The organism is Streptococcus sp. SC1 (assembly GCF_030272855.1).
Lineage (GTDB): Bacteria > Bacillota > Bacilli > Lactobacillales > Streptococcaceae > Streptococcus.
Genome location: NZ_JAQCMU010000007.1, coordinates 31,808 through 58,409, shown reverse-complemented (window position 1 = coordinate 58,409; position 26,602 = coordinate 31,808). Strand labels below are relative to the sequence as shown.

Genomic DNA, 26,602 nt, shown 5'->3' with positions numbered 1-26,602 from the left:
CAAAAGTTTATTATATTAATATTAATAAGAAATGAAAGCGTTTTAAATCTAGGAGGGATAGGGAGATGAAGAGATTTGAAATAGGCTCTTCTTTCTACTTGGATGGTCAGGAGTTTAAGATTTTATCAGGAGCGATTCACTATTTTCGGATTCAGCCGGAAGACTGGTATCACTCGCTTTACAATCTTAAAGCCCTAGGCTTCAATACAGTTGAGACCTATGTTCCTTGGAACATGCACGAGCCAAAGAAAGGCCAGTTTGACTTTCAGGGGATTTTAGATATTGAGAAATTTCTTCATATTGCTCAAGATTTAGGCTTATATGCCATCGTTCGCCCTTCGCCCTTTATCTGTGCGGAGTGGGAATTTGGCGGCATGCCAGCCTGGCTTTTAACTGAGGATATGAGAATCCGTTCTTCTGAGGCTTCCTATCTTCAGGCTGTTGCAGGCTACTATGATGAGTTGCTTCCTCGCTTGGTTCCAAGGCTCTTGGACAAGGGCGGGAATATCCTCATGATGCAAGTGGAAAATGAATATGGCTCTTACGGGGAGGATAAAGATTACCTGAGAGCGATTCGGCAGATGATGTTGGACCGAGGCCTTGATTGTCCGCTCTTTACATCGGATGGTCCTTGGCGGGCGACGCTGAGAGCCGGCACGCTGATTGAGGAAGATTTATTTGTTACAGGAAATTTCGGCTCCAAGGCAGATTATAATTTTGCCCAGATGCAGGAATTCTTTGATGAGCATGGCAAAAAATGGCCGCTCATGTGTATGGAGTTTTGGGATGGTTGGTTCAATCGTTGGAAAGAGCCAATTATCAAAAGGGATCCTGAGGAACTGGCTCAAGCTGTCCATGAGGTTCTAAAACAAGGATCTATCAACCTCTATATGTTTCATGGCGGTACCAATTTTGGCTTCATGAATGGCTGCTCGGCCAGAGGTGTGACGGATTTACCACAGGTGACTTCGTATGATTACGATGCCCTGCTCGATGAACAGGGAAATCCAACTCCGAAATATTTTGCAGTGCAAAAAATGATGGAGACCTACTATCCTGAGTACCCACAAATGAAACCGCTCACAAAAGAATCTTTTGAACTGAGAGATATTGCTCTGAGTGAGAAGGTGAGTTTATTTGAGGCATTGCCTGATTTGGCTCAGCCAGTAGAGAGTCTCTATCCTGTCAAAATGGAGGATTTAGGACAGAGTTATGGCTACTTACTTTACCGTACCGAAGCCAGCTGGGATGCGGATGAGGAAAAAATTCGGGTGATTGACGGGCGAGACCGGATGCAGCTCTTTGTGGACGGCAAGCTTATGGCAACCCAGTACCAAGCAGAGATTGGTCAAGATATCTTTGTTACTGGAGAAAAGAAAGCCACCCACCGTATTGACATCCTGATGGAAAACATGGGGCGGGTCAACTACGGGCATAAGTTCTTGGCAGATACCCAGCGAAAAGGGATTCGGACGGGCGTTTGCAAGGATTTGCATTTCTTGCTGAATTGGCAGCAGTATCCACTTTCCTTTGAAAATACAGAAAACATTGATTTTTCAAAAGGATGGCAGCCAGAGCAACCAGCTTTCTACGCTTTTGACTTTAAAATAAAAGCGCTTAAAGATACTTATTTAGACTTGTCCGGTTTTGGAAAGGGCCTTGCCTTTGTAAATGGCGTCAACATCGGCCGTTTCTGGAATGTTGGGCCAACCTTATCGCTTTATATTCCGCATAGCCTTCTGAAAGAAGGACATAACCGAATCATCATTTTTGAAACGGAAGGGGAATATGAAGAATCAATTAACCTAGTTAACCAACCTACATTTAAAACAATAAAGGGGGAAAATTTATGACAATAGTAGGTGCACGTATCGATGGACGCTTGATCCATGGACAGGTAGCCAATCTCTGGACTACCAAGCTCAACATTTCACGCATTATGGTGATTGACGATGAGGTAGCTGAAAATGCTATCGAAAAGAGCGGACTCAAGTTGGCAACGCCACCAGGAGTGAAGCTCAGCATTTTGCCAATTGCTAAAGCAGCAGAGAACATCTTGGCTGGTAAGTATGACTCACAACGACTCTTTATCGTCGCTCGCAAACCAGACCGTTTCCTTCGTTTGGTAGAAGCTGGAGTTCCACTGGAAACATTGAACGTCGGCAATATGTCTCAGTCAGACGAAACTCGCCCAATCACTCGCTCTATCAACGTGGTTGATGCAGATGTGGAAGCTTTCCACAAGCTGCATGAAAAAGGAGTGAAGCTGACAGCTCAGATGGTTCCAAATGATCCGGTTGCGGATTTTATGAATTTGTTAAAATAAGGAAAAATTTTTAGGAGGTCATTGTCATGATACAATGGTGGCAAATTTTACTACTCACTCTGTACTCAGCTTATCAAATCTGTGATGAGTTGACGATCGTTTCTTCAGCAGGTTCACCTGTATTTGCTGGATTTATCACAGGTCTCATCATGGGAGATTTACCTACAGGTTTATTGATTGGTGCCAACCTTCAATTGGTGGTACTCGGTGTTGGTACCTTCGGTGGTGCTTCTCGTATTGATGCTACTTCTGGTGCGGTTCTTGCGACTGCCTTCTCAGTAGCTCAAGGTCTTGATCCAGAGCTTGCTATTGCTACAATCGCTGTGCCGGTAGCAACTTTGTTGACATACTTTGATATTCTTGGTCGTATGACGACAACTTACTTCGCTCATCGTGTGGATGCTGCGATTGAACGCTTTGACTACAAAGGCATCGAACGCAACTACCTCCTTGGTGCGATTCCTTGGGCTCTTTCTCGTGCCCTCCCAGTCTTCTTTGCCCTTGCCTTTGGTGGAGCTTTTGTAGAAACTGTTGTTACAGGTCTCGGTAATGTACAATGGTTGGCAAACGGTTTGAAACTTGCAGGTCAAATGCTTCCAGGTCTTGGATTTGCAATCTTGCTTCGTTATCTTCCAGTTAAACGCAACCTTCACTACTTGGCACTTGGATTTGGCTTGACAGCTATGTTGACAGTGCTTTACAGTAATGTTCAAAGCCTTGGTGCTGCAGTGTCTAGCATTGTTGGTTCTGAAGTGTTCTCTAAACTTCCAAAAGAACAAGCTATTACTTTTGTTAACAACTTCAAGAGTGTATCTATGATTGGTATCGCCATCATCGGTGTCTTCCTTGCAGTACAACACTTCAAAAACAGCCAACGTACAGTCGTAGCTGCTCCAGTAACTGAATCAGAAAGCGGGGAAATTGAAGATGACGAATTCTAATTACAAACTAACAAAAGAAGATTTTAAACAGATTAACAAACGTAGCTTGTTTACCTTCCAATTGGGTTGGAACTATGAGCGTATGCAGGCTTCTGGTTACCTTTACATGATTTTGCCACAATTGCGCAAAATGTATGGAGACGGTACACCTGAACTGAAAGAAATGATGAAATTGCATACGCAATTCTTCAATACTTCACCATTCTTCCACACCATCATCACTGGTTTTGACCTTGCTTTGGAAGAAAAAGATGGTGTGAAATCAAAAGATGCGGTCAATGGTATCAAGACAGGTCTCATGGGACCATTCGCTCCTCTTGGAGACTCAATCTTTGGATCATTGGTACCAGCTATTATGGGTTCAATCGCAGCAACTTTGGCTGTTGCAGGAAATCCAGCCGGTATCTTCCTATGGATCGCTGTTGCGATTGCTTACGATATTTTCCGTTGGAAACAATTGGAATTTGCCTATAAAGAAGGGGTTAACCTTGTCAACAATATGCAAAGTACTTTGACAGCTTTGATTGATGCTGCATCCGTACTTGGTGTCTTCATGGTTGGTGCCCTAATTGCCAGCATGATTGGTGTTGAAGTTTCTTGGGCTCCACACATCGGGAAAAAAGCTATCGATATCCAAGATATGCTTAACTTGGTCTTCCCACGCTTGGTACCAGCTATCATCACAGGTGTAATCTTCTGGTTGCTTGGACGTAAGGGTATGAACTCTACAAAAGCTATCTTGCTCATCATTCTTGCAGCGATTGCTTTCTCAGCGTTTGGCCACTTCTTCTTTGGAATGGCATAATGGTGTAAATTATGAGCAAACAATTAATTTTGATTAGTCATGGTCGCTTTTGTGAAGAGCTGAAAACAACCACTGAGATGATTATGGGTCCTCAAGCGGATATTCATGCCGTTGCCTTGTTGCCAGAGGAGGGACCAGATGATTTCACAGCTAAGTTTTTAGATACGGTCAAGGATTTTGAAGACTATGTTGTCTTTGCAGATCTTTTGGGAGGCACACCATGTAATGTAGTCAGCCGCCTTATTTTAGAAGGTAAGGATATTGACTTGTACGCCGGCATGAATCTGCCGATGGTGATTGAGTTTCTCAATGCTTCTCTGACAGGAGCTGATGTTGACTATCCGAAAAATGCAGTCGAAAATATCGTTAAAGTCAATGATATTTTAGCAGGCTTATCAGATGATGAGGATGAGTAGGACTGTTTTCTAAGGAAAAATGAAATGAAGGGGAGTGGGGAATTTTCCCATTCCCTCTTTTAAAAGCAAATAACTAATATATCATTGTTTATTTTTGAAAGGACTACCATGCTAGATTATTCAAAAGAGAAACTGGTTGAATTGGGCGCGGAAATCACCACGCGTGAAATCTACCAACAGCCAGATGTTTGGCAGACAGCTTTTAATACTTACAAGGCTCAGGCTGACCAAGTCGCTGCTTTTCTAAAAGGTATTGAAGAAAAGCATGATTATATAAAAGTTATCTTTACAGGTGCGGGAACTTCGGCTTATGTAGGGGACACACTGCTGCCATATTTCAGAAAGCTTTATGATGAGCGCAAATGGAATTTTAATTCGGTTGCGACGACTGATATTGTGGCGGGTCCTGAAGTGCATCTGCACAAGGAAATTCCAACGGTTCTCGTTTCTTTTGCCCGCAGTGGCAATTCGCCAGAAAGTGTTGCGACAGTGGACTTAGCCAAGCAGCTGGTTGATGAGCTTTATCAAGTGACCATTACCTGTGCTGCAGAGGGGAAACTAGCTCAGCAGGCGCATGGTGATGAGCGGAATTTGCTCTTATTGCAACCAGCTCCATCAAATGATGCTGGCTTTGCCATGACTTCTAGCTTCACCTCTATGATGTTGACAGCTCTTCTTGTTTTTGACCCAGCAGATTTGGCTCAAAAAGAAGCAAGAGTAGCTGAGTTGATTGCCTTGAGTCAAAAGGTTTTGGCAGATGTAGCTGACGTTCAGGCTTTGCCAGAATTAGACTTTAACCGGGTCATTTATCTTGGAGCAGGGCCGTTCTTTGGTCTGGCGCACGAAGCTCAGCTGAAAATTTTGGAGTTGACCGCGGGGAAGGTTGCGACTATGTATGAAAGCCCAGTTGGTTTCCGTCATGGACCAAAATCTCTGATTAACGAAGAAACGCTTGTGCTGGTATTTGGCTCAAGGGATGCATACACCAAACGTTACGACTTGGATTTGGTGCGTGAAGTGGCAGGAGATCAGATTGCTCGCAAGGTGGTCTTCTTTACAGAGCACAGAGAAGACTTGGAAAATGTTGAGCAAGTGGTTCTTGAAAGTGATATCTTGGAAGATAGCTATCGAGCCTTCCCTTACATCGTCTATGCTCAGCTCTTCTCTCTCTTGACTTCTTTGAAAGTGAACAATCGACCAGATACACCGTCTCCGACAGGTACGGTCAATCGGGTCGTTCAGGGAGTTATCATCCACCCTTTCCAGCAGTAGAAAGCTGAATATGGAAAAGTCAAACATTAGTCATGGGAAAGCTAGTTATTAAAAAGACTTTCAGATCAAAAGGATGGCCTTCCATCCTTGTCCCTTGACTAAGTCAAGAAAGAGAGTGGGACAGAAATCGGTAATTCGTTAGAATTCGATTTCATCGTCCCACCTCCGCACAGTTGAGTAGGGCTGTAAAAGCTGATGAAGTAAGCGTAGTAGAGCCCACTCAACCACTGCGTCTTGCTCGACAATCCAAAGACAATTGAGAGGCTAGGACTTTTGTCCCAGACTCGAGACAGAGGGAGATTGTATGAAATCTTATCAAGAATCTATTTTTGGTACTTTTAAAGGACAGGATGTCTTAGCCTACACCTTTGAAAATAAGCTAGGCTATCGCTTCAAGGTCATGAACTATGGCGCAACGATTTTAGAATATCGGACGCCAGATAAAAATGGTGATTTTGCCAATATTATTCTAGGCTTTGATCGTTTTGAGGATTATGTTGGCAATAGTCCCAAGCATGGCGCTAGCGTGGGACCAGTTGCGGGGCGGATTGCGAAGGCTAGCTTTGAGCTGAATGGGCAGTCCTATCAGCTGGAAGTCAATAATGGCCAGAATTGCAACCACAGTGGCTCTACTGGCTGGGACAGTGTGATTTTCCAGACAGAGGAAGTCACAAACGAGGGCGTCACATTTTATACAGAGCGCCTAGACAGGACGGGCGGCTTCCCTGGAAATTTGAAAATCTGGATTTCCTATTCCTTATCGGAAAAAGGGGAGATTGAGATTTTCTATCAAGTCCAGACAGATCAGGATAGTCTGGTTAATCCGACCAACCACAGCTATTTCAATCTGTCCGGTGATTTCAGTCAGCCGATTGATCAGCATGTCCTCCAGCTGCATACCAAAGGGGTGTATCCGATTGCTCCTGACGGCGTGCCAGCAAAAGAAGTGGATACAGATCGTGGCTTTGTCAAAGGCCTGCAAAAAGGTCTGACGCTGAAAGAAATTTTTGCTGATCCAGACGAGCAAATTCAGATCGTATCAGGGCTGGATCATCCTTTTGCCTTAGATAAAGAGCAGGAAGAGGCAGGATGTCTTTATGATGCGGCCTCAGGACGCTATCTGACTTTCCGTACGGATGCTCCTTGTGTCGTGACTTATTCGGCTAATTTTGTTGATGAGTCAGTCATCATTAATGGACAGCCAATGATTCAGCATAATGGTATAGCGCTGGAAGCACAGGCCTTGCCTGATGCGATTCATAGTGACTTGAAAGATCAGGTCATTCTCAAGGCAGGAAGCCTCTTTACCAGCACCACCGTTTATTTTGCAGGTGTGAAATAAATACTAAATTTGCTTCATTTGAAGTGTATCTTACATGGCGATACTAGCCTTAGATACAAGAAAACGGCAGAATCCCCCTCTGCCGTTTTTACTATTTATTTTATTGGTTATCTAAGTCTTGTGGTTGGAAAAATTGATTGTAACGCTCTTCGTCTTCTTGGTTATCACGGATAACTTTTGCAAGAGTGAATGAAGAAGAAATCAGTCCGACAGAACCCATGAGATAGTATCCTTTAACCATCAAAGGCTCTTTCAAAGTATAGAGGCCGACGAGAACAAGAGTCACAAAGAAGGCGAATGAGCCCCAAGCCATAAACATAAAGGCGGGTGTATTCCGATAAGTTTTCTTTTTAAGGTTGTTCATATCTAAAATCTCCTTTTCGATTTTTTTCATTGTATCATGAGTTTTTGAGACAGTCAATGAAATAGCGGCTATTTTAATCAGACTGAACAATTCATATTAGTTTGTATCATCTTACTAAGATATCTAAAAGTATTTTATTTTTAAAAAATATTTTTTCTTTAAGCAAATTTTAAGATAAGGACGTTATACTAATACCATCAAATGAAGACCTCCTAACTTTATTTGATAGAAATCCTAAAACTTTTTCATAATAATCTCCCATAAGAGCCACCAAATTCGGTGGCTTTTTTTGTATTCAGAAGCGGGTCGGATTGCTTCCTCTGCCCTATTTTTTGCTATAATAGTCCTATGAGTAGAATTTTAGATAATGAATTAATGGGGGATGAGGAGCTGGTAGAACGTACCCTCCGTCCTCAGTATTTAAGAGAATATATTGGTCAGGACAAGGTCAAAGATCAGCTGAAGATTTTTATTGAAGCGGCTAAATTGCGGGATGAGGCGTTGGATCATACTTTGCTTTTTGGTCCTCCAGGTCTGGGAAAGACGACTATGGCTTTTGTCATCGCCAATGAGCTCGGTGTGAATATCAAGCAGACTTCTGGCCCAGTCATTGAAAAGGCTGGTGATTTGGTGGCCATTCTCAATGATTTGGAACCGGGCGATGTCCTCTTTATCGATGAGATTCACCGTTTGCCTATGGCGGTAGAGGAAGTGCTGTATAGCGCTATGGAAGACTTTTACATTGACATTATGATTGGGACTGGCGAAACCAGTCGCAGTGTCCATCTGGAATTGCCGCCTTTCACTCTGATTGGGGCGACCACTCGGGCAGGCATGCTGTCCAATCCTCTGCGGGCTCGTTTTGGGATTACTGGTCACATGGAGTATTATGAAGCTAGCGATTTGACGGAAATCGTCGAGCGGACGGCAGAGATTTTTGAGATGGATATTACCCACGAGGCTGCTCGTGAGCTGGCACTTCGTAGCCGCGGCACGCCGCGGATTGCCAATCGTCTGCTCAAGCGGGTGCGGGACTACGCCCAGATTATGGGGGATGGTCTGGTCGATGCTCAGATCACAGACAAGGCCTTATCCATGCTGGACGTGGACCGAGAGGGGCTGGACTATGTGGATCAGAAAATCCTACGAACCATGATTGAAGTTTATGGTGGCGGTCCAGTGGGGCTGGGCACCCTCTCGGTCAATATTGCCGAGGAACGTGAAACAGTGGAGGATATGTATGAGCCTTACCTGATTCAGAAAGGCTTTGTCATGCGGACTCGGACTGGGCGCGTGGCGACTCGCAAAGCCTATGAGCATCTAGGATATGAGTATATGGAGGAATGATGACCGATCAAGAGATTTTAGAGAGGCTGAGTCAGGATCAGGATATCCGAGCGATTTTGGAAATGATCCGCAGTCTAGAATTGAAAGACTCTTGGCTGGCTGCGGGCAGTATCAGAAATTTTATCTGGAATATCTTGTCTGGCAAGTCGGGCTTTGATGCTGAAACGGATGTGGATGTCATATTCTTTGATCCAACTGTGTCTTATGAGAAAACTTTGCAGCTGGAGATGGAGTTGAGAAAAGCTTTTCCCGCTTATTCTTGGGAGCTGAAAAATCAAGTCTATATGCATAGTCATAGTCCCAACACCCAGCCCTATACTAGCTCGAAAGATGCCATGAGCAAGTATCCTGAGTGCTGCACAGCTATCGGTCTTCGATTGCTGGAAAATGATAAGTTAGAGCTCTTTGCTCTCTATGGTTTGGCAGATATTCGAGCATTTCAGGTGCGACCAACACCACATTTTTTGGCGGATGCGGAGCGGAAGAAGCTTTATATGCAAAGAATCCGCAAGAAAAACTGGCAGGCTAAATGGCCACAATTAAGTTTTGAATATCTTTCTGAAGAAAAGTAAAGTTTAATCTGGTGCAAGCTAGATTGAGTAGGTCACCGCCTCAATGATCTGCACTCTTATGTAAGTCGGTATAATTAGCGGTTTTTCAGAGCCCGCTTCCGCTGTCACAGAATAATCAAGAAAGCTCCACTGTTTTCTTTTTATTCTGGTATAATAGATCTATGAAGAAAATTGTATTTGTTTGTTTAGGAAATATCTGCCGCAGTCCGATGGCAGAGTTTGTTATGAAAAGTCTGACCGATGACCTACATATTGAGAGTCGTGCAACGTCTAGCTGGGAGCATGGCAACCCTATACATCAGGGGACTCAGGCTATTTTTAAGAAACATGCGATTTCTTATGACAAAGGAAAGACTTCTCAGCAGATTTCAGCGCAAGATTTTGCAGAATTTGATTATATCATCGGCATGGATGAAGCCAATATTCGAGATTTGAAGAAAATGGCGCCAGCGGATTTTCAGGATAAAATCTACCAGTTTGCTGATATCGGTGTTCCGGATCCTTGGTACACAGGTGATTTCGATGAGACTCATGAGCTGATTTTGGCTGGTTGCCATAAGTGGCTAGAACGCTTAAATGGATGAAAAATGGATAAAATAAAAGAATTTTACGATAAATATAAAATCTATCAGACCCGTCAGAATCTAGAAATTTTAGCTGTGACTGTGATTGCCTTGTCAGCAATTTTAGTGTTCACCTCTAATATCCCTAGCAAGGGTGCGCTAACGCTGGATCAAGGTAAGATAAAATATGAAGGCAGTCTAGTTCACGGAAAAATGAATGGCGAAGGTACACTGACTTTTAAAAATGGAGATAGTTATAAAGGGCATTTCAAAAATGGTACTTTTGATGGTAAGGGTACTTTTACATCGAAGGCTGGTTGGAAATATGAAGGTGAGTTTGCCAACGGTCAGGCCAATGGTAAAGGAAAACTGACGACAGAAAGTAATGTCGTCTATGAAGGAACGTTCAAGCAAGGAATTTATCAAAATGCGCATTAGATGGTTTTCACTGGTTCGGATTACTGGACTGGTCTTGGTGTTACTCTATCATTACTTTCAGGGAGTTTTTCCTGGAGGTTTTATTGGAGTGGACATCTTTTTCACTTTTTCAGGATTTTTGATTACTTCATTATTGATTGATGAGTTTACAAGAAGTCGGACGATTGATATTATGGGCTTTCTGAAACGGCGCTTTTATCGTATCGTTCCTCCGCTCGTTTTTATGATTTTGGTCATCATGCCTTTTACTTTATTGATTCGTCGGGATTTTGTAGCAGGTATCGGGACGCAGATTGCAGCTGCTTTTGGTTTTGTGACCAATTTTTATGAAATGATGTCGGGCGGCAGTTATGAAAGCCAGTTTGTACCGCATTTGCTGATTCACACTTGGAGTTTGGCACTGGAAGTGCATTACTATATCCTCTGGGGCTTGGCTGCTTGGGGAATTAGCAAGATTAGCAAGTCAGTTGCTCAATATCGGGGTCTGGTTTCTCTGACTTCAATTGCTCTGTTTCTGTTCAGTTTCTTGGCTATGTTTATCGGAGCCTTTTTCAGCAAGAATTACTCTAATATTTATTTCTCAAGTTTGACCCATGTCTTTCCTTTCTTTGCTGGGACAGTGCTAGCGACTTTTTCTGGAGTCGGAAATGTGGGCGTTCAAATGAAGAAACTGGAAGAAAAGGTCGAAATCAAGCAAGTCTTGATCGCTTTAGCTGGCAGTTTTGTTCTTCTTATTTTGCTCAGTTTTATTTTGAAATTTGACAGCCTGTGGACTTATTTATTTGGTTTCTTGATTTCAACACTTCTGGCTTGTGTCATGATAGCAGCAACTCGCATCTTGCACGATAAATTGCCAAATATTAAGGAGCCTAGTCCTCTCAACTTTATTGCAGACACTAGCTATGGAGTTTACCTCTTCCATTGGCCTTTCTATATTATTTTTACTCAGTTGATGAGCAATGGATGGGCTGTGCTTTTGACTACAATATTGAGTTTTGGTTTTGCGGCTCTTTCCTTCTATATTTTAGAGCCGACTTTAGCTGGACGGAAGCCTCGGATTTTTGGCAAGGAGATGAATGTAACATCCATCACCAAGCCGATTTTCTACAGTTTCATTCCGCTGACTTTTATCTTGCTTATTATCACCATCACAGCTCCGTCTGTGGGTGCCTTTGAGGAAAGCCTGATTGTCAATTCTTTGAACCAAGCCGATACGAAAATGCAGACAACCCGTAAGCACGCTGACCAAAAAACTGCGACAAATTATAACGTGGCAGAGGGAACGACTGTTATCGGTGATTCTGTCACTTTGCGCTCCGCTGAATGGATCCAAGAGGCTATACCTGACGCTCAAGTCGATGCAGTGGTTAGCCGTAATTTAGTGTCTGGTCTGGAATTTTTCAAGAACGATATTGCTAACCAAACACTGCTTCAAAACGTCGTCTTGGCATTGGGAACCAATCCAGTTGACAATTATGAAGAATTGCTGGATCAGTATATCGAGCTCTTACCAAAAGGCCATCGCTTGATTTTAGTCACGCCATATGATGGCCGGACAGCCAATGATCCAAGCAGTATTCCTGTTAAGATGCGACAATACGAACTTGAACTTGCTAAGAAATACGACTTTGTATATGTAGCAGACTGGTATCAAGTAGCGATTAATAATCCGCAGATTTGGATTGGAACAGACTATGTCCATTATGGGGCAGATTCAGAGTCTATGGCAGAGGGAGGTAAACTCTACTCTAACATGATGAAAGAAGCATTGAATGCTGCTTCAAGTGGCAGTGTTAAGCCATAAAACTAGCTCGGTTATTTAACCGGGCTAATTTTATAACAAGAAAGGAAGCGCTAACATATTTTTAAAGAAAAGTATGTGAAATTTTTGAGAATAAATAGAGGTTTTAGTAAAAAAGCCTGAAATATCAATGTTTAAAAAATAATCCATAAAAAGTTTGTGAACTTTTGTTGAAAGTGTTTACAAATTTGTAGGAATAGAGTATAATTATATTGTGAAATAATTAACAAAGGTTAAAATCTTCATCTAACCTTTTGGCAGAAACCATTGGAGGACTATAATGGCTGATAAGAAGAAAACTGTTGAACAAGAAGATAAAGTGCTAGCGGCTGAAAAACATGTTGACGAGCTTGTGCAAAAAGGTCTCTTAGCTCTTGAAGAAATGAGAAAACTGAACCAAGAGCAAGTAGATTACATCGTAGCAAAAGCTTCAGTTGCAGCTCTTGATGCACACGGGATCCTTGCTCAACATGCGGTTGAAGAAACTGGTCGTGGTGTATTTGAAGACAAGGCAACGAAAAACCTCTTTGCCTGTGAACACGTTGTCAACAACATGCGTGGTGTGAAGACTGTTGGTGTTATCGAAGATGATCCTGTTACTGGATTGACAAAGATTGCGGAGCCTGTCGGAGTTATCTGTGGTATCACTCCAACAACGAACCCAACATCAACAGCAATTTTTAAAGCATTGATTGCCTTGAAGACACGTAACCCAATCGTTTTTGCCTTCCACCCATCTGCTCAAGAGTCATCTGCTCACGCAGCGCAAATCGTTCGTGACGCAGCAATCGCAGCTGGCGCACCTGAAAACTGTGTGCAATGGATTACTCAACCATCTATGGAAGCAACAGCAGCTTTGATGAACCACGATGGTATTGCAACAATTCTTGCAACAGGTGGGAATGCCATGGTTAAGGCTGCCTACTCTTGTGGAAAACCAGCTCTTGGGGTGGGTGCCGGAAACGTACCAGCTTATATTGAAAAATCAGCCGACCTTCGCCAAGCTGCTCATGATATCGTAATGTCTAAATCATTTGATAATGGGATGGTCTGCGCATCCGAGCAAGCGGTAATTATTGACAAGGAAGTTTATGACGAATTTGTAGAAGAATTCAAGTCATACCACACTTACTTTGTAAACAAAAAAGAAAAAGCCCTTCTTGAAGAATTCTGTTTCGGCGTGAAAGCAAATAGCAAGAACTGTGCTGGTGCTAAACTGAATGCAAACATCGTTGGTAAACCAGCTGCATGGATTGCAGAACAAGCAGGCTTTAAAGTACCAGAAGGTACCAACATCTTGGCTGCAGAATGTGCGGAAGTAGGTCCAAATGAGCCATTGACTCGCGAAAAATTGTCACCAGTTATCGCTGTCTTGAAAGCTGAAGATAGAGAAGACGGTCTTAAAAAAGCTCGTCAAATGGTTGAGTTTAACGGACTTGGTCACTCAGCAGCTATCCATACAAAAGACGAAGAATTGGCTAAACGCTTTGGTACTGAAATCAAAGCGATGCGGATCATCTGGAACTCTCCATCTACTTTCGGTGGTATCGGGGACGTATATAATGCCTTCATTCCATCCTTGACACTTGGATGTGGTTCATACGGACGTAACTCAGTTGGTGATAACGTGAGCGCTATTAACCTTCTAAACATCAAGAAAGTAGGGAAACGTAGAAATAATATGCAGTGGTTTAAAGTTCCTTCAAAAATTTACTTCGAACGTAATTCTATCCAATACCTTCAAACCTGTGAAGATATTGAACGTGTTATGATCGTTACTGACAAATCTATCGAAAAACTTGGCTTTGTTCAACGTGTGATCGATCAATTGAATGCACGTAGCAACCGTGTTACTATCCAAGTCTTCTCAGATGTTGAACCAGATCCAGACATCACAACGGTAGAACGTGGTGCTGAAGTGATGAAAGCATTTGAACCAGATACAATCATCGCTCTTGGTGGTGGTTCTCCAATGGACGCGGCGAAAGTAATGTGGCTCTTCTACGAACAACCAGAAATCGACTTCCGTGACCTGGTTCAAAAATTCATGGATATCCGTAAGCGTGCCTTCCGCTTCCCATCACTTGGTAAGAAAGCGAAATACATCGGTATTCCAACAACTTCAGGTACAGGTTCAGAAGTAACACCATTTGCCGTTATCTCTGATAAGAAAAATAATCGCAAATACCCATTGGCTGACTACTCATTGACACCAACTATTGCGATTGTTGACCCTGCTTTGGTTGAATCAGTACCTGACTTCATCGCTGCTGATACTGGTATGGACGTCTTGACTCACGCGACTGAAGCCTACACTTCAAACTTTGCTAACGACTACACAGACGGTATTGCACTTCAAACCATCAAGCTTGTCTTTGAATGGTTGGAAAAATCTGTTAAGACAGCTGACCCAGAAGCACGTGAAAAAATGCATAATGCATCTACAATGGCTGGTATGGCCTTCGCCAATGCCTTCCTTGGTATGAGCCACTCAATGGCCCACAAGATTGGTGGAGTTCACCATACTGTTCACGGACGTACAAACGCAATCTTGCTTCCATACGTCATCCGTTACAATGGTACTCGTCCATCTAAGACCACTACATGGCCTAAGTACAACTACTGGAAAGCTGATGAGAAATTCCAAGACATCGCGAAAATGCTTGGCTTGCCTCACTCAACTCCAGAAGAAGCAGTTGAAGCTTATGCCAAAGCAGTTTACGATCTTGGTGAAGCGGTCGGAATTACAATGAACTTCAAAGGCTTTGGAATCGATGAAAAAGTTTGGAAAGACAGCTTGCATGAAATTGCATTGCTTGCTTATGAAGACCAATGTTCACCTGCAAACCCACGCTTGCCAATGGTAGCTGACATGGAAGAAATCATGGCAGATGCATACTATGGTTATGCAGAACGTCCAGGACGTCGTAAATAATGTAGAATCAATCCCTTACTAAGTGGGGGATTCAGATTGTACGAAGAGATCTTTCAATATTTCAAATTCCATAATTCTTTTCATAAAATAGAAGAGTAGTTGATGTAGTACTTACTGTATATTAGCGAAAGAAATTTGGTTTACCGTATTAGCTGTACAGTTAAGATAATTATTGGGTTGGAGAATGATATTTGCTATCCTATCACACAGTTTGTTATTTACAACCGCTTAGCTGGAGAGAAGTGTATTATCTTTTGCCTAAGTATGGGCATGAAGCTATGATAGCAATCCTGTCTTTAATTGGATCAGCGGAACCAAAATAAAAAGAACTTCTCTCGTTTTTGACTTTAAATCTGAAAGATAATATTCGTTTTCCTTTTGAGGTCGTACTAAGATTGTTTCCTGAAGGATCATATAAATGAGAAACTTATTTTAGAAGTTTGCTTACTCTGTAATTTCCTTTTTTAAAAAACAAAACCCTGAAAGCACTTTCAGGGTTTTCTATTTTTCTAGGAAGTTTGGAAACTAAAATCTAAATCAAAAACAATATTGAAAGCGCTTCAAAAAATGTTTATAATAACATTATGAAATACTCGAGTTAAAAAACGGGGTATAGGATAAGGGAGCAAAAATATTTATTTGCGGACTTCTTCTCTGCTCTACCTGAAGTTCTGGATAGTTGTTAGACTATCTAAGTGAACCGATATTTTGTGAAAGGAGATTGTATATTCATGTCACAGATTCTAAAAGATGACTTGATAGCCAAGATTAAAGATGGCATCATTGTTTCTTGTCAAGCCTTGCCTCAGGAGCCGCTTTATACGGAAGCTGGAGGAGTCATTCCTCTCTTGGTCAAGGCTGCTGAGCAGGGCGGTGCTGTCGGTATTCGAGCTAATAGTGTTCGAGATATTCGGGAGATTAAGGAAGTAACTTCTCTGCCCATCATCGGAATTATCAAACGCGACTATCCGCCACAAGAGCCTTTTATCACGGCTACCATGCGGGAAGTGGATGAGTTGGCTGCTCTGGATATTGAAGTCATTGCTCTGGACTGTACCAAGCGGGAACGCCATGATGGCTTGACAGTTGCGGATTTCATCAAGCAGGTCAAGGCTAAGTATCCTCATCAGCTATTGATGGCAGATATCAGTACCTATGAGGAAGCTGCTACTGCTGTAGAAGCTGGTGTAGACTTTGTCGGCACCACTTTGTCGGGCTACACTTCCTACAGCCCTAAGGTTGACGGACCGGACATTGAGCTCATGCGCCGCTTGTGCCAAGCAGGCTTTGAAGTCATTGCTGAAGGAAAGATTCATTATCCAAGTCAAGCCAAGCAGATACATGATTTGGGTGTAAGAGGCATCGTTGTCGGAGGAGCTATTACTCGCCCTAAAGAAATTACAGAGCGCTTTGTTGCAGGATTAAAATAAGTGAGGTAGATGAATGACAACCTTAACACTAAATAAACTATATAAAAAATATCCTAATAGTGATTTTTACTCTGTTGAAAATTTTGATTTGGATATTAAGGATAAGGAGTTTATCGTTTTTGTAGGACCTTCCGGTTGCGGAAAATCAACAACCTTGCGGATGATTGCAGGACTTGAGGACATCACAGAAGGGGAGCTCTATATTGATCAAAATCTTGTCAATGACATTGCTCCTAAAGATCGGGATATCGCCATGGTTTTCCAAAATTACGCTCTTTATCCTCACATGACTGTTTATGACAATATGGCATTCGGACTTAAGCTTCGCAAGTATGACAAGGCCGATATTGACAAAAGAGTCCAGGAAGCGGCGGAAATCCTTGGGCTGAAAGAGCTGCTGGATCGTAAACCAGCCGATTTGTCTGGTGGTCAGCGTCAGCGGGTAGCTATGGGGCGGGCGATTGTCCGTGATGCCAAAGTCTTCCTTATGGATGAGCCCTTGTCTAACTTGGATGCTAAACTGCGCGTGTCCATGCGGGCAGAAATCGCAAAAATTCACCGCCGTATCGGAGCGACGACTATCTATGTAACCCACGACCAGACCGAGGCCATGACCTTGGCTGACCGCATCGTTATCATGTCAGCTACTAAGAACGAAGCAGGAACAGGTACTATCGGCCGAATTGAGCAAATCGGTACGCCTCAGGAACTTTATAACGAGCCAGCTAATAAATTTGTGGCAGGTTTTATCGGCAGTCCAGCCATGAATTTCTTTGAAGTGAACTTAGAGGGCAATCAGCTTACAGATGGACAAGGCTTTGCTGTTGGCCTACCAGACGGTCAGCGTAAAATCCTAGAAGAAAAAGGCTATCAAGGAAAGAAAGTGATACTGGGCATTCGACCAGAGGATATCTCGGCTGAGTTGATAGCTGCTGATGCTTTCCCAGATTCTGTTGTTGAAGCAGAGATTATAGTTTCTGAACTTTTAGGAAGCGATTCTATCCTTTATTGTAAAGTAGGAGTTCAGGAATTTTCTGCACGTGTTGCTGCTCATAATTACCATGAAGCAGGGCAGAAAATAGAATTGGTATTCAATATTGCAAAAGCACACTTCTTTGAATTAGAGAACGGTTTACGTATTAAATAAAATTTTATAAGGAAATTTTAATTATGATTGTAACGGAAATTAATAATCTATCAACTTATGTAGGAGTAAATCCATATTTTGAAAGATTAATAAATTTTTTAAAAACAGTTGATTTGGGAAGTCTTCCAGAAGGGAAGATAGATATTGAAGGTGATAAATTATTTGGCAATTGTTTTAGTTATGTAGCAGATGGTCAACCAGGAGATTTCTTTGAAACTCATAGGAAATATCTTGATATCCATCTGGTGTTAGAAAATACAGAAGATATGGCAGTTTCTTCTGTTAAAAGCACCACAGTTAGTCAACCTTATAATAAGGAAAAGGATATTGAGTTATATGAAGGAAAAGTGGAGCAGCTTATTCACTTGAAATCTGGAGAATGTTTAATAACATTCCCTGAGGATTTGCATCAGCCAAAAGTTCGTGTAAATGATCTACCATTAAAAAAAGTAGTATTTAAAGTAGCTATTTCTTAAATAGGAAGAGGTAAACTATGAAAAATCTAAAGAAATTTTTATTCGTTCTTCTAACAGGACTTATCGCACTGATAATCAGTGGTTGTTCTCCAAGTGGGGAAAATAGTAAAGGAAACGATTCAGGTGAATTATCTGGGGAAATCGTTATGTGGCACTCATTTACACAGGGACCTCGTTTAGAAAGTATCCAGAAATCTGCAGATGAATTTATGAAGAAGCATCCAAAAGTTAAGATTAAAATTGAAACTTTTTCTTGGAATGACTTTTACACCAAATGGACAACAGGCCTTGCTAACGGAAACGTACCTGATGTCAGTACAGCTTTGCCGAACCAAGTAATGGAAATGATTAACTCAGATGCTATTGTTCCATTGAATGATACAATTGACAAAATTGGAAAAGATCGTTTCAATAAAACAGCTCTGAATGAAGCAAAAATTGGCAGTGATTACTATTCTGTTCCTCTTTATTCCCATGCGCAAGTGATGTGGGTACGAACAGATTTATTAAAACAACACAATATTGAAGTACCTAAAACTTGGGATGAACTTTATGAGGCATCTAAGAAATTAACAGCTGATGGAGTTTATGGTATGTCAGTGCCGCTTGGTACGAATGACTTTATGGCTACTCGTTTCCTGAATTTCTATGTTCGTAGTGCAGGAGGAAGCCTATTAACAAAGGATAAGAAGGTTGATTTAACTAGCGATTTGGCTCAAGAAGGAATCAAATACTGGGTGAAAATGTACAAGGAAGTTTCTCCTAAAGATTCACTCAATTATAATGTGTTACAACAAGCTACCCTATTCTACCAAGGTAAGACAGCATTTGACTTTAACTCAGGTTTCCACATTGGAGGGGTTGAAGCGAACAGTCCACAATTATTAGAATCAATTGATGCCTATCCTATTCCGAAGGTCAAAGCATCCGATAAAGATCAAGGGATTGAAACTTCAAATGTTCCAATGGTTGTATGGAAAAATTCTAAGCATCCAAAAGTTGCAAAAGCATTTTTAGAATATCTATATGAACAAGATAACTATGTTGGTTTCTTAGATTCTACACCAGTTGGCATGTTACCAACGATTAGCGGTATTTCTGATTTACCATCTTATAAGAATAATGAAAAACGCCAAAAATTCCAACATGCAGAACAAGTAATCAATGAGGCTGTTCAAAAAGGTACTGCTATTGGTTATGAAAACGGCCCAAGTGTTGAGGCTGGTATGTTGACAAACCAACACATTATTGAACAAATGTTCCAAGATATTATCACAAATGGGAAAGACCCCATGGCTGCAGCAAAAGATGCTGAAAAGCAATTAAACGATTTATTTGAAACGGTTGCAGTTGATGTGAAATAATACCTAGATTATTAGGGCTATGGTGCAGTAGCGCTATAGCCTCTTATTTTAAAGAAAGGGGTAAGAGATGGTCAGAGATCGTAATTTGACGCGTTGGATATTTGTACTACCAGCAGTGATTATCGTAGGATTACTCTTTGTTTATCCATTTTTTTCAAGCATCTTTTATAGCTTTACCAATAAGAATTTAATTATGCCCAACTATCGTTTTGTTGGTTTGGATAATTATAAAGCAGTATTGTCAGACCCTAACTTTTTTAGTGCATTTTTTAATTCAATTAAATGGACTGTCCTTTCCTTAGCTGGACAAGTTATCATTGGATTTGTTCTGGCTCTTGCTTTGCATAGAGTGCGGCGATTTAAAAAACTTTATCGGACATTGTTAATTGTACCGTGGGCCTTTCCTACAATTGTTATTGCTTTTTCATGGCAATGGATTCTAAATGGTGTCTATGGATATCTGCCAAATATCATTGTTAAGCTTGGTTTAATGGAGCATGCTCCAGCTTTTCTGACTGATAGCACGTGGGCTTTTATTTGCTTAGTGTTTATCAATATCTGGTTTGGAGCTCCAATGATTATGGTTAATGTTTTATCTGCACTTCAAACAGTTCCTCAGGAGCAGTTTGAGGCAGCTAAAATTGATGGTGCGACAAGTTGGCAAGTGTTCAGACATATTACTTTTCCGCATATTAAGGTCGTTGTAGGACTGCTAGTTGTACTGAGAACGGTTTGGATCTTTAATAATTTTGATATTATCTACCTCATTACTGGTGGCGGTCCATCTAATGCGACTATGACCTTGCCGATTTTCGCTTACAACTTAGGTTGGGGAACGAAGTTATTAGGACGAGCTTCAGCAGTCACAGTATTGCTCTTTATCTTCCTATTGACAGTTTGCTTCATTTACTTCTCTGTAATTAGTAAATGGGAAAAGGAGGGTAGAAAATAATGAAGAAAAAATCAAACTTCTACTTAGATATCGGAGCTCATTTGGTTTTGATAATTGCAACAATTGTTGCAATCTTCCCGCTTGTATGGATTATTATATCTTCGATTAAAGGAAAAGGGGAGTTGACACAATTCCCAACTCGCTTCTGGCCTCAGACTTTTACGCTAGACTACTTTACACATGTTATTAATGATTTGCATTTCGTTGATAATATCCGAAATAGTTTAGTAATTTCTTTGTCCACAACAGTTATTGCAACGATTATTTCTTCCATGGCTGCTTATGGTATTGTTCGTTTCTTCCCTAAACTAGGAGCAATAATGTCACGGCTTTTGGTAACAACTTATATTTTCCCACCTATTTTGCTAGCAATACCTTATTCTATTGCAATTGCAAAAGCAGGTTTGGGAAATAGCATCATTGGCCTTATCATCATTTATTTGTCATTTAGTGTACCTTATGCGGTATGGCTACTGGTTGGCTTCTTCCAAACGGTTCCAATTGGGATTGAAGAGGCAGCTCGTATCGATGGAGCAAATAAGTTTGTTACTTTTTATAAAGTGGTATTACCAATCGTTGCTCCGGGAATTGTTGCAACAGCGATTTATACCTTTATTAATGCGTGGAATGAATTCTTATATGCATTGATACTGATTAACGATACAAGTAAAATGACCGTTGCAGTAGCACTTCGTTCATTGAATGGGTCAGAGGTGCTAGACTGGGGAGATATGATGGCGGCATCTGTGATTGTTGTATTGCCTTCTATCATCTTCTTCTCAATCATTCAAAATAAAATTGCAAGTGGTCTTTCAGAGGGGTCTGTAAAATAGACATTTCGAAACAACATTAGTCAATATATATGTTAAAAATAGGATATTGTATTAAACAACAGGAGAATAAAAATGGTTAAATATGGCGTCGTAGGAACAGGGTATTTTGGAGCTGAATTGGCTCGTTATATGCAAAAAAACGATGGTGCAGAGATTACGGTTGTTTATGATCCAGAAAATGCGGAAGCAGTAGCTGAAGAGCTAGGAGCAAAAGTTGCGGCATCGTTAGATGAATTAGTGGCTAGCGATGAAGTTGATTGTGTTATTGTAGCTTCTCCAAATAATCTTCATAAAGAGCCGGTTATCAAAGCAGCTCAGCATGGAAAAAATGTTTTTTGTGAAAAACCAATTGCTCTTTCCTATGAGGATTGTCGCGAGATGGTAGATGCTTGTAAAGAAAATAATGTGACCTTTATGGCGGGGCATATCATGAACTTCTTTAATGGTGTTCATCATGCCAAAGAATTAATCAATCAAGGTGTGATTGGGGATGTTCTGTATTGTCATACAGCTCGTAATGGATGGGAGGAGCAACAACCATCAGTATCTTGGAAGAAAATCCGCGAAAAATCTGGTGGTCACTTATATCACCATATCCATGAATTGGACTGTGTTCAATTTCTTATGGGTGGGATGCCTGAAACTGTTACAATGACTGGCGGCAATGTAGCTCATGAGGGAGAAAACTTTGGTGATGAAGATGACATGATTTTTGTTAATATGGAATTTTCAAACAAGCGTTTTGCTTTGCTAGAATGGGGTTCTGCTTATCGTTGGGGTGAACACTATGTCTTGATTCAAGGGACAAAAGGTGCGATTCGTCTGGACTTGTTCAACTGTAAAGGAACTCTCAAATTAGATGGCCAAGAAAGTTACTTCCTAATTCACGAGTCACAGGAAGAAGATGATGATCGTACTCGTATTTACCATAGTACCGAAATGGATGGAGCGATTGCTTACGGAAAACCTGGTAAACGTACCCCATTATGGTTATCATCTGTTATTGGCAAGGAAATGCGTTACCTTCATGAAATCATGCAGGGAGCACCGGTAACAGAAGAATTCAAAAAATTATTAACAGGAGAAGCAGCTCTGGAGGCTATTGCAACAGCAGATGCATGTACTCGGTCTATGTTTGAAGATCGTAAAGTTAAATTATCGGAAATTGTAAAATAAAAGATGTGGGGATGAAACAATGATTTTCGTCCCTCTCATTTCTAAAACATTAGGAGAAAACTATGTCAGATTTAAAGAAATATCACGGTGTCATCCCAGCTTTTTATGCTTGTTATGACGAGGAGGGTGAAATCAGCCCGGAGCGAACTCGCGCTTTGGTGGAGTATTTCATCGACAAGGGCGTGCAAGGTCTCTATGTCAACGGCTCGTCAGGCGAATGTATCTACCAGAGCGTGGCCGACAGAAAAGTAATTTTGGAAGAAGTAATGAAAGTTGCTAAGGGCAAACTGACTATTATTGCTCATGTAGCCTGCAATAATACTAAGGACAGTATCGAGTTGGCAAAACATGCGGAAGCTCTAGGAGTTGATGCCATTGCGGCTATTCCGCCGATTTATTTCCGACTGCCAGAATACTCTGTCGCTCAGTACTGGAATGATATCAGTGCGGCTGCCCCACATACTGATTTTGTGATTTATAATATTCCGCAATTGGCTGGTGCAGCGCTGACTCCGAGTCTTTATAAGGAAATGCTGAAAAATGAGCGCGTGATTGGGGTGAAAAATTCCTCCATGCCAGTTCAGGACATCCAGACATTTGCAGCACTTGGTGGCAGTGACCATTTGGTCTTTAACGGTCCAGATGAGCAATTCTTAGGTGGTCGTCTCATGGGAGCAGCAGCTGGAATTGGTGGTACCTACGGGGCTATGCCAGAGCTCTTCCTCAAACTCAATCAACTGATTGCAGACAAGGAACTAGAAAGAGCTAAAGAGTTGCAGTTTGCCATTAACGATATTATCGGCAAGCTAACCAGTGCTCACGGCAATATGTATGCTGTTATCAAAGAAGTTCTCAAGCTCAACGAAGGACTGGCTATCGGCTCTGTCCGTGCTCCTTTGACACCAGTCGTAGAAGCAGACCGTCCAGTCGTAGAAGCAGCAGCGGCCTTGATCCAAGAAACTAAGGAGCGCTTCCTCTAAAAGAAAGAAGGATGCTTATGGGAAATTATGTTACGATTGACATTGGCGGTACCAATATCAAATACGGCCTGATAGACGACCAAGAAACGCTAGTAGAATCCCATGAAATACCAACGGAAGCCCATAAGGGCGGTCCGGGAATTATGCAAAAGGTTGAAAGCATTGTTGCAGGCTATTTAGAAAAAGGACCTCTGGCTGGGATTTGTATTTCATCAGCTGGCATGGTGGATCCAGACAAGGGAGAAATCTTTTACGCTGGTCCTCAGATTCCTAACTATGCTGGGACGCAATTTAAGAAGGTCTTGGAGGAGGAATTTTCTATTCCTTGCGAGATTGAGAACGACGTCAACTGTGCCGGTCTGGCTGAGGTCATGTCTGGCCATGGTAAGGGAGCAAAAATTGCGGTCTGTCTAACGATTGGGACAGGGATTGGTGGCTGTCTAGTAGCGGATGGACAAGTTTTTCACGGCTTTAGCAACTCAGCCTGCGAGGTAGGCTATCTGCACCTGCCGGACGGGGCTTTTCAGGATGTAGCTTCTACCACAGCCTTGGTTCAATATGTCGCTGAATTGCACGGAGAAGATCCCTCTCTCTGGAATGGTCGAAGGATTTTCAAAGAAGCGACAGAGGGCAATGCCATCTGTATCAAAGGAATTGACCGCATGGTAGGCTATCTGGGGCAGGGCATTGCCAATATCTGCTATGTCGTCAATCCGGAAATCGTCGTCTTGGGCGGTGGTATTATGGGGCAAGAGGCCATTCTCCGACCGCGTATCCAAGCGGCTCTCAAGGATGCTCTGGTTCCTAGCATAGCTGAGAAGACCAAACTAGCCTTTGCCTATCACCAAAATACGGCGGGCATGTTTGGGGCCTACTACCACTTTAAAAATAAACATCAGTAATCTAAGCAAACCTGGGGAGTGACCTCAGGTTTCTTGCTTTTAGAAAACGGCTTCTGTAGATGGCTGAACGATATTTTAGAAGAAATTGAAATGACAGGAAAAATTCGGTGGATAGAGCTAAATTTTCAAAAATTTAACTTTGCTTACTTGTCTTTAGGAGTAGATTTAAAAGGTTGCCCAAGACTTTTAAGAAGTACCAGCCCCTTGAGGTTGAGCAATCAGTAACCCATCAAGGGGTTAAAAATAAGGCCAGGATTTTTGTCCTAGCCTTTTATTGATGTCTACGGTAATAACCGTTAAGTTTGTGGTTTTCCCAGTAACTATTGAAGATTTTTTCCTTTCTCTCTCGGTCAATCTCTAGGAAAAAAGCATAAAGTATATCAATCATCAGCAACATGGGAAATTGAGCTGAGATGCGTTGGATGAACTGGGGTTTATTTTGAATTGCAACTGGGATGATTTCTGAAAAATCCTCTTTAATCAAATCAGGCTGGCCAGTGATTAACACGGTCTTGGCTCCCATGCCCTTAGCATCAATCAGACTGTCAATAATGGATGGGGTTTGACCTGAAAGAGAAAAGCCGATTACTAGGCAGTTTTTGTCTAAAATGCTCGTTGTCCAAGCAAAGCCATCCGCATCTGTCAGGGCTTCACAAATAACCCCTAAGCGCATGAAGCGCAGTTTCATATCGCGAGCGACGAGCCCCGAGCTTCCCGTGCCAAAAAAATAGACACGATCCGCTTTTTCAATCAGCTGGGCTACGCGCTCCAACCTTTTTTCGTCAATCAAGTCCTCGGTTTGTTGCCGAATTTGAATATAGTTGCGTAGCACCTGGCGGGACGAATCATTTTTCAGATTTGTATGCTCCGTTTTGCTGATTTTCAGCTGTTGGAGATATTGGAAGTTGAACTCCCGGTAGCCCTTAAAGCCACATTTTTTTGCAAAACGGGTCAAGGCCGCCTGTGAGATGTGTAAAGTTTGGGCTACTTCAAGGGAGGACAGATCACCTTCTATCTCTGTCGGAGTTAAAAAATAGTCGGCAATCTGTTTTTCGACATCGGTCAAAGTGTCGTAACAGCTTTCGATGATGGCCAAGATATTCTGTTGGTGTCTCATGATGGGTCACTTTCTTTGGTCAAAATAATAAAACATAATTTCATTATAACATAGTTTAGAGGGAATAAAGTGTTTTCACAGCCAAGAATTATCAGACCTTACTTTCCATTGGAGTATGAGCGGTCAGTAGTTTCAGTATTTCCTGATAATATGACGGTCTTTCTTTCTGAGCAGCTATTTCCTAAAGATTGCGCCGAATGAAAGAAAAAGTGCTATAATTTACACAAGTAATGTTCCAAGTTTGGATTTGAAGTAAGGGAGATAGGAGCCACTGTCCATTACAGCTTCCAAGTCTTATTTTGGAAATCAGTAAAGCTAGATTGTGAGGTTTTTTATGCGAATCAATGAACTAGGCCAGCCTATTGGAGAGGCTTTGCCAGATTTTGAGCCGGGGGATTTACCTAAGCTAGAGCGAAAAGAAGGTCAGTATGTTGTCATTGAGCGGTTGTCCAAAGATAAGCATGGAGCGGATTTGTATGAAGTGTATGGCCCAGATTCTCCTGCGGATATGTGGACCTATCTCTTTCAAAATCCTGCCCAAAATCAGGCAGAATGGTCCCAGAAGCTAGATCGGATGCTGGCAGCACAGGACCGTTTTCACTATGCCATTGTGGACAAGGAGAGTGGAAAGGCGCTGGGAACCTTCGCTTTAATGAGAATTGACCGAGGCAATCGTGTGATTGAAGTAGGCGCTGTGACCTATTCACCGCAGCTGAAGCGCACCAGACTGGCTACAGAAGCCCAGTACTTACTGGCACGCTATGTCTTTGAAGAGCTGGAGTATCGCCGCTATGAATGGAAATGCGATGCCCTCAATCAGCCTTCAAGGCGGGCAGCAGAGCGGCTTGGTTTCGCCTACGAAGGCAGGTTTCGTCAGGCTGTTGTATATAAGGGGCGCAATCGAGATACTGACTGGCTCTCCATGATTGACAGAGATTGGCCGGTTGTTAAGACTCGTCTGGAGAAATGGCTGAGCCCAGACAATTTCGATGAAAAGGGACAGCAAATAAAAGCCTTGTCTGAGTTTTAACATTTGATCGAGTTGAAATCATAGGGTTTCGACTCTTTTTGCTTTTTAATTTTGATGAAAATGGAGAATTTTC

26 protein-coding genes are annotated in these 26,602 nt (G+C 41.9%); 24 read left to right on the top strand and 2 right to left on the bottom strand.

Annotated features, from left to right (window positions below):
- Window positions 1-65 precede the first annotated feature (65 nt).
- From PAN94_RS09315 to PAN94_RS09285, 7 genes are all read left to right on the top strand, one after another.
- The gene (locus tag PAN94_RS09315; RefSeq protein WP_285875608.1) at window positions 66-1,853 is read left to right on the top strand and encodes a glycoside hydrolase family 35 protein; all 1,788 of its coding nucleotides are present in this window, start codon (window positions 66-68) and stop codon (window positions 1,851-1,853) included.
- A complete protein-coding gene (locus tag PAN94_RS09310; protein WP_045498334.1) occupies window positions 1,850-2,326 on the top strand; it encodes a PTS sugar transporter subunit IIB in 477 nt (158 codons plus the stop codon). Before PAN94_RS09315 ends, PAN94_RS09310 begins: the two co-directional genes overlap by 4 nt.
- A gap of 26 nt (window positions 2,327-2,352) precedes the next feature.
- Complete coding sequence (locus tag PAN94_RS09305) at window positions 2,353-3,267, top strand: PTS mannose/fructose/sorbose/N-acetylgalactosamine transporter subunit IIC (protein WP_045498332.1); 915 nt, start codon at window positions 2,353-2,355, stop codon at window positions 3,265-3,267.
- The gene (locus PAN94_RS09300) at window positions 3,254-4,072 is read left to right on the top strand and encodes a PTS system mannose/fructose/sorbose family transporter subunit IID (RefSeq protein WP_148889113.1); all 819 of its coding nucleotides are present in this window, start codon (window positions 3,254-3,256) and stop codon (window positions 4,070-4,072) included. The genes PAN94_RS09305 and PAN94_RS09300 overlap by 14 nt, the downstream gene beginning before the upstream one ends.
- Before the next feature lie 11 nt (window positions 4,073-4,083).
- Complete coding sequence (locus tag PAN94_RS09295; protein WP_045498328.1) at window positions 4,084-4,488, top strand: PTS sugar transporter subunit IIA; 405 nt, start codon at window positions 4,084-4,086, stop codon at window positions 4,486-4,488.
- 108 nt (window positions 4,489-4,596) lie between these two features.
- Window positions 4,597-5,760 (top strand): SIS domain-containing protein, encoded by a 1,164-nt coding sequence (locus PAN94_RS09290; protein WP_285875607.1) that lies wholly within the window; start codon window positions 4,597-4,599, stop codon window positions 5,758-5,760.
- A gap of 304 nt (window positions 5,761-6,064) precedes the next feature.
- Window positions 6,065-7,102 (top strand): aldose epimerase family protein, encoded by a 1,038-nt coding sequence (locus PAN94_RS09285; protein ID WP_285875606.1) that lies wholly within the window; start codon window positions 6,065-6,067, stop codon window positions 7,100-7,102.
- A gap of 100 nt (window positions 7,103-7,202) precedes the next feature.
- Here the strand turns inward: PAN94_RS09285 and PAN94_RS09280 are convergent, their stop codons facing one another.
- Window positions 7,203-7,466, bottom strand: coding sequence for a YiaA/YiaB family inner membrane protein (locus tag PAN94_RS09280; RefSeq protein WP_179856134.1), 264 nt, complete (start codon window positions 7,464-7,466; stop codon window positions 7,203-7,205).
- 348 nt (window positions 7,467-7,814) lie between these two features.
- Between PAN94_RS09280 and ruvB the strand changes: the two genes are divergently transcribed.
- From ruvB to PAN94_RS09200, 16 genes are all read left to right on the top strand, one after another.
- On the top strand, window positions 7,815-8,813 hold the full coding sequence (gene ruvB, locus PAN94_RS09275) for a Holliday junction branch migration DNA helicase RuvB (RefSeq protein ID WP_285875605.1): 999 nt from the start codon (window positions 7,815-7,817) through the stop codon (window positions 8,811-8,813).
- Complete coding sequence (locus PAN94_RS09270; RefSeq protein WP_285875604.1) at window positions 8,810-9,385, top strand: nucleotidyltransferase family protein; 576 nt, start codon at window positions 8,810-8,812, stop codon at window positions 9,383-9,385. Before ruvB ends, PAN94_RS09270 begins: the two co-directional genes overlap by 4 nt.
- A 161-nt stretch (window positions 9,386-9,546) precedes the next feature.
- Window positions 9,547-9,969, top strand: coding sequence for a low molecular weight protein-tyrosine-phosphatase (locus PAN94_RS09265; RefSeq protein ID WP_285875603.1), 423 nt, complete (start codon window positions 9,547-9,549; stop codon window positions 9,967-9,969).
- 3 nt (window positions 9,970-9,972) lie between these two features.
- Window positions 9,973-10,386, top strand: coding sequence for an MORN repeat-containing protein (locus PAN94_RS09260; protein ID WP_285875601.1), 414 nt, complete (start codon window positions 9,973-9,975; stop codon window positions 10,384-10,386).
- Window positions 10,376-12,190, top strand: a complete 1,815-nt coding sequence (locus PAN94_RS09255) for an acyltransferase family protein (RefSeq protein ID WP_285875630.1) — start codon at window positions 10,376-10,378, stop codon at window positions 12,188-12,190. Before PAN94_RS09260 ends, PAN94_RS09255 begins: the two co-directional genes overlap by 11 nt.
- 277 nt (window positions 12,191-12,467) lie before the next feature.
- A complete protein-coding gene (gene adhE / locus PAN94_RS09250) occupies window positions 12,468-15,122 on the top strand; it encodes a bifunctional acetaldehyde-CoA/alcohol dehydrogenase (protein ID WP_285875599.1) in 2,655 nt (884 codons plus the stop codon).
- 135 nt (window positions 15,123-15,257) lie between these two features.
- Entirely contained in the window at window positions 15,258-15,404 is a 147-nt protein-coding gene (locus PAN94_RS09245; protein ID WP_285875598.1) for an acetylxylan esterase, read from the top strand.
- A gap of 449 nt (window positions 15,405-15,853) precedes the next feature.
- Window positions 15,854-16,552: an N-acetylmannosamine-6-phosphate 2-epimerase gene (locus tag PAN94_RS09240; protein WP_285875597.1), complete on the top strand. Its 699-nt coding sequence runs from the start codon at window positions 15,854-15,856 to the stop codon at window positions 16,550-16,552.
- 13 nt (window positions 16,553-16,565) lie between these two features.
- Window positions 16,566-17,699, top strand: a complete 1,134-nt coding sequence (locus tag PAN94_RS09235; RefSeq protein ID WP_285875596.1) for an ABC transporter ATP-binding protein — start codon at window positions 16,566-16,568, stop codon at window positions 17,697-17,699.
- Window positions 17,700-17,722: 23 nt separating this feature from the next.
- A complete protein-coding gene (locus PAN94_RS09230) occupies window positions 17,723-18,175 on the top strand; it encodes a YhcH/YjgK/YiaL family protein (protein ID WP_002894431.1) in 453 nt (150 codons plus the stop codon).
- A gap of 17 nt (window positions 18,176-18,192) precedes the next feature.
- A complete protein-coding gene (locus tag PAN94_RS09225) occupies window positions 18,193-19,539 on the top strand; it encodes an ABC transporter substrate-binding protein (protein ID WP_005591326.1) in 1,347 nt (448 codons plus the stop codon).
- A gap of 67 nt (window positions 19,540-19,606) precedes the next feature.
- Window positions 19,607-20,491 (top strand): carbohydrate ABC transporter permease, encoded by an 885-nt coding sequence (locus PAN94_RS09220; protein WP_002898777.1) that lies wholly within the window; start codon window positions 19,607-19,609, stop codon window positions 20,489-20,491.
- Window positions 20,491-21,324: a carbohydrate ABC transporter permease gene (locus tag PAN94_RS09215; RefSeq protein ID WP_002898776.1), complete on the top strand. Its 834-nt coding sequence runs from the start codon at window positions 20,491-20,493 to the stop codon at window positions 21,322-21,324. The genes PAN94_RS09220 and PAN94_RS09215 overlap by 1 nt, the downstream gene beginning before the upstream one ends.
- A gap of 72 nt (window positions 21,325-21,396) precedes the next feature.
- Window positions 21,397-22,500, top strand: a complete 1,104-nt coding sequence (locus PAN94_RS09210) for a Gfo/Idh/MocA family protein (protein ID WP_285875595.1) — start codon at window positions 21,397-21,399, stop codon at window positions 22,498-22,500.
- A gap of 62 nt (window positions 22,501-22,562) precedes the next feature.
- Window positions 22,563-23,480, top strand: coding sequence for a dihydrodipicolinate synthase family protein (locus PAN94_RS09205; RefSeq protein ID WP_125383609.1), 918 nt, complete (start codon window positions 22,563-22,565; stop codon window positions 23,478-23,480).
- Between the two features lie 17 nt (window positions 23,481-23,497).
- A complete protein-coding gene (locus PAN94_RS09200) occupies window positions 23,498-24,382 on the top strand; it encodes an ROK family protein (RefSeq protein WP_285875593.1) in 885 nt (294 codons plus the stop codon).
- Between the two features lie 271 nt (window positions 24,383-24,653).
- On the opposite strand, the gene PAN94_RS09195 is transcribed toward PAN94_RS09200, so the two are convergent.
- Entirely contained in the window at window positions 24,654-25,499 is an 846-nt protein-coding gene (locus PAN94_RS09195) for a MurR/RpiR family transcriptional regulator (protein ID WP_285875592.1), read from the bottom strand.
- Window positions 25,500-25,833: 334 nt separating this feature from the next.
- Between PAN94_RS09195 and PAN94_RS09190 the strand changes: the two genes are divergently transcribed.
- Entirely contained in the window at window positions 25,834-26,529 is a 696-nt protein-coding gene (locus tag PAN94_RS09190; RefSeq protein WP_285875591.1) for a GNAT family N-acetyltransferase, read from the top strand.
- Window positions 26,530-26,602: the final 73 nt, after the last annotated feature.

Excerpts from the sequence above, each read along its gene's own strand:
- PAN94_RS09205 (WP_125383609.1), top strand. The coding sequence starts at position 22,563 with ATGTCAGATTTAAAGAAATATCACGGTGTCATCCCAGCTTTTTATGCT.
- PAN94_RS09230 (WP_002894431.1), top strand. The coding sequence starts at position 17,723 with ATGATTGTAACGGAAATTAATAATCTATCAACTTATGTAGGAGTAAAT.
- PAN94_RS09260 (WP_285875601.1), top strand. The coding sequence starts at position 9,973 with ATGGATAAAATAAAAGAATTTTACGATAAATATAAAATCTATCAGACC.
- PAN94_RS09280 (WP_179856134.1), bottom strand. The coding sequence starts at position 7,466 with ATGAACAACCTTAAAAAGAAAACTTATCGGAATACACCCGCCTTTATG.
- PAN94_RS09300 (WP_148889113.1), top strand. The coding sequence starts at position 3,254 with ATGACGAATTCTAATTACAAACTAACAAAAGAAGATTTTAAACAGATT.
- PAN94_RS09240 (WP_285875597.1), top strand. The coding sequence starts at position 15,854 with ATGTCACAGATTCTAAAAGATGACTTGATAGCCAAGATTAAAGATGGC.
- PAN94_RS09265 (WP_285875603.1), top strand. The coding sequence starts at position 9,547 with ATGAAGAAAATTGTATTTGTTTGTTTAGGAAATATCTGCCGCAGTCCG.
- ruvB (WP_285875605.1), top strand. The coding sequence starts at position 7,815 with ATGAGTAGAATTTTAGATAATGAATTAATGGGGGATGAGGAGCTGGTA.
- PAN94_RS09310 (WP_045498334.1), top strand. The coding sequence starts at position 1,850 with ATGACAATAGTAGGTGCACGTATCGATGGACGCTTGATCCATGGACAG.
- PAN94_RS09290 (WP_285875607.1), top strand. The coding sequence starts at position 4,597 with ATGCTAGATTATTCAAAAGAGAAACTGGTTGAATTGGGCGCGGAAATC.
- PAN94_RS09315 (WP_285875608.1), top strand. The coding sequence starts at position 66 with ATGAAGAGATTTGAAATAGGCTCTTCTTTCTACTTGGATGGTCAGGAG.
- PAN94_RS09220 (WP_002898777.1), top strand. The coding sequence starts at position 19,607 with ATGGTCAGAGATCGTAATTTGACGCGTTGGATATTTGTACTACCAGCA.
- PAN94_RS09190 (WP_285875591.1), top strand. The coding sequence starts at position 25,834 with ATGCGAATCAATGAACTAGGCCAGCCTATTGGAGAGGCTTTGCCAGAT.
- PAN94_RS09235 (WP_285875596.1), top strand. The coding sequence starts at position 16,566 with ATGACAACCTTAACACTAAATAAACTATATAAAAAATATCCTAATAGT.
- PAN94_RS09295 (WP_045498328.1), top strand. The coding sequence starts at position 4,084 with ATGAGCAAACAATTAATTTTGATTAGTCATGGTCGCTTTTGTGAAGAG.
- PAN94_RS09270 (WP_285875604.1), top strand. The coding sequence starts at position 8,810 with ATGATGACCGATCAAGAGATTTTAGAGAGGCTGAGTCAGGATCAGGAT.
- PAN94_RS09215 (WP_002898776.1), top strand. The coding sequence starts at position 20,491 with ATGAAGAAAAAATCAAACTTCTACTTAGATATCGGAGCTCATTTGGTT.
- PAN94_RS09305 (WP_045498332.1), top strand. The coding sequence starts at position 2,353 with ATGATACAATGGTGGCAAATTTTACTACTCACTCTGTACTCAGCTTAT.
- PAN94_RS09210 (WP_285875595.1), top strand. The coding sequence starts at position 21,397 with ATGGTTAAATATGGCGTCGTAGGAACAGGGTATTTTGGAGCTGAATTG.
- PAN94_RS09200 (WP_285875593.1), top strand. The coding sequence starts at position 23,498 with ATGGGAAATTATGTTACGATTGACATTGGCGGTACCAATATCAAATAC.
- PAN94_RS09255 (WP_285875630.1), top strand. The coding sequence starts at position 10,376 with ATGCGCATTAGATGGTTTTCACTGGTTCGGATTACTGGACTGGTCTTG.
- PAN94_RS09195 (WP_285875592.1), bottom strand. The coding sequence starts at position 25,499 with ATGAGACACCAACAGAATATCTTGGCCATCATCGAAAGCTGTTACGAC.
- PAN94_RS09225 (WP_005591326.1), top strand. The coding sequence starts at position 18,193 with ATGAAAAATCTAAAGAAATTTTTATTCGTTCTTCTAACAGGACTTATC.
- PAN94_RS09285 (WP_285875606.1), top strand. The coding sequence starts at position 6,065 with ATGAAATCTTATCAAGAATCTATTTTTGGTACTTTTAAAGGACAGGAT.
- adhE (WP_285875599.1), top strand. The coding sequence starts at position 12,468 with ATGGCTGATAAGAAGAAAACTGTTGAACAAGAAGATAAAGTGCTAGCG.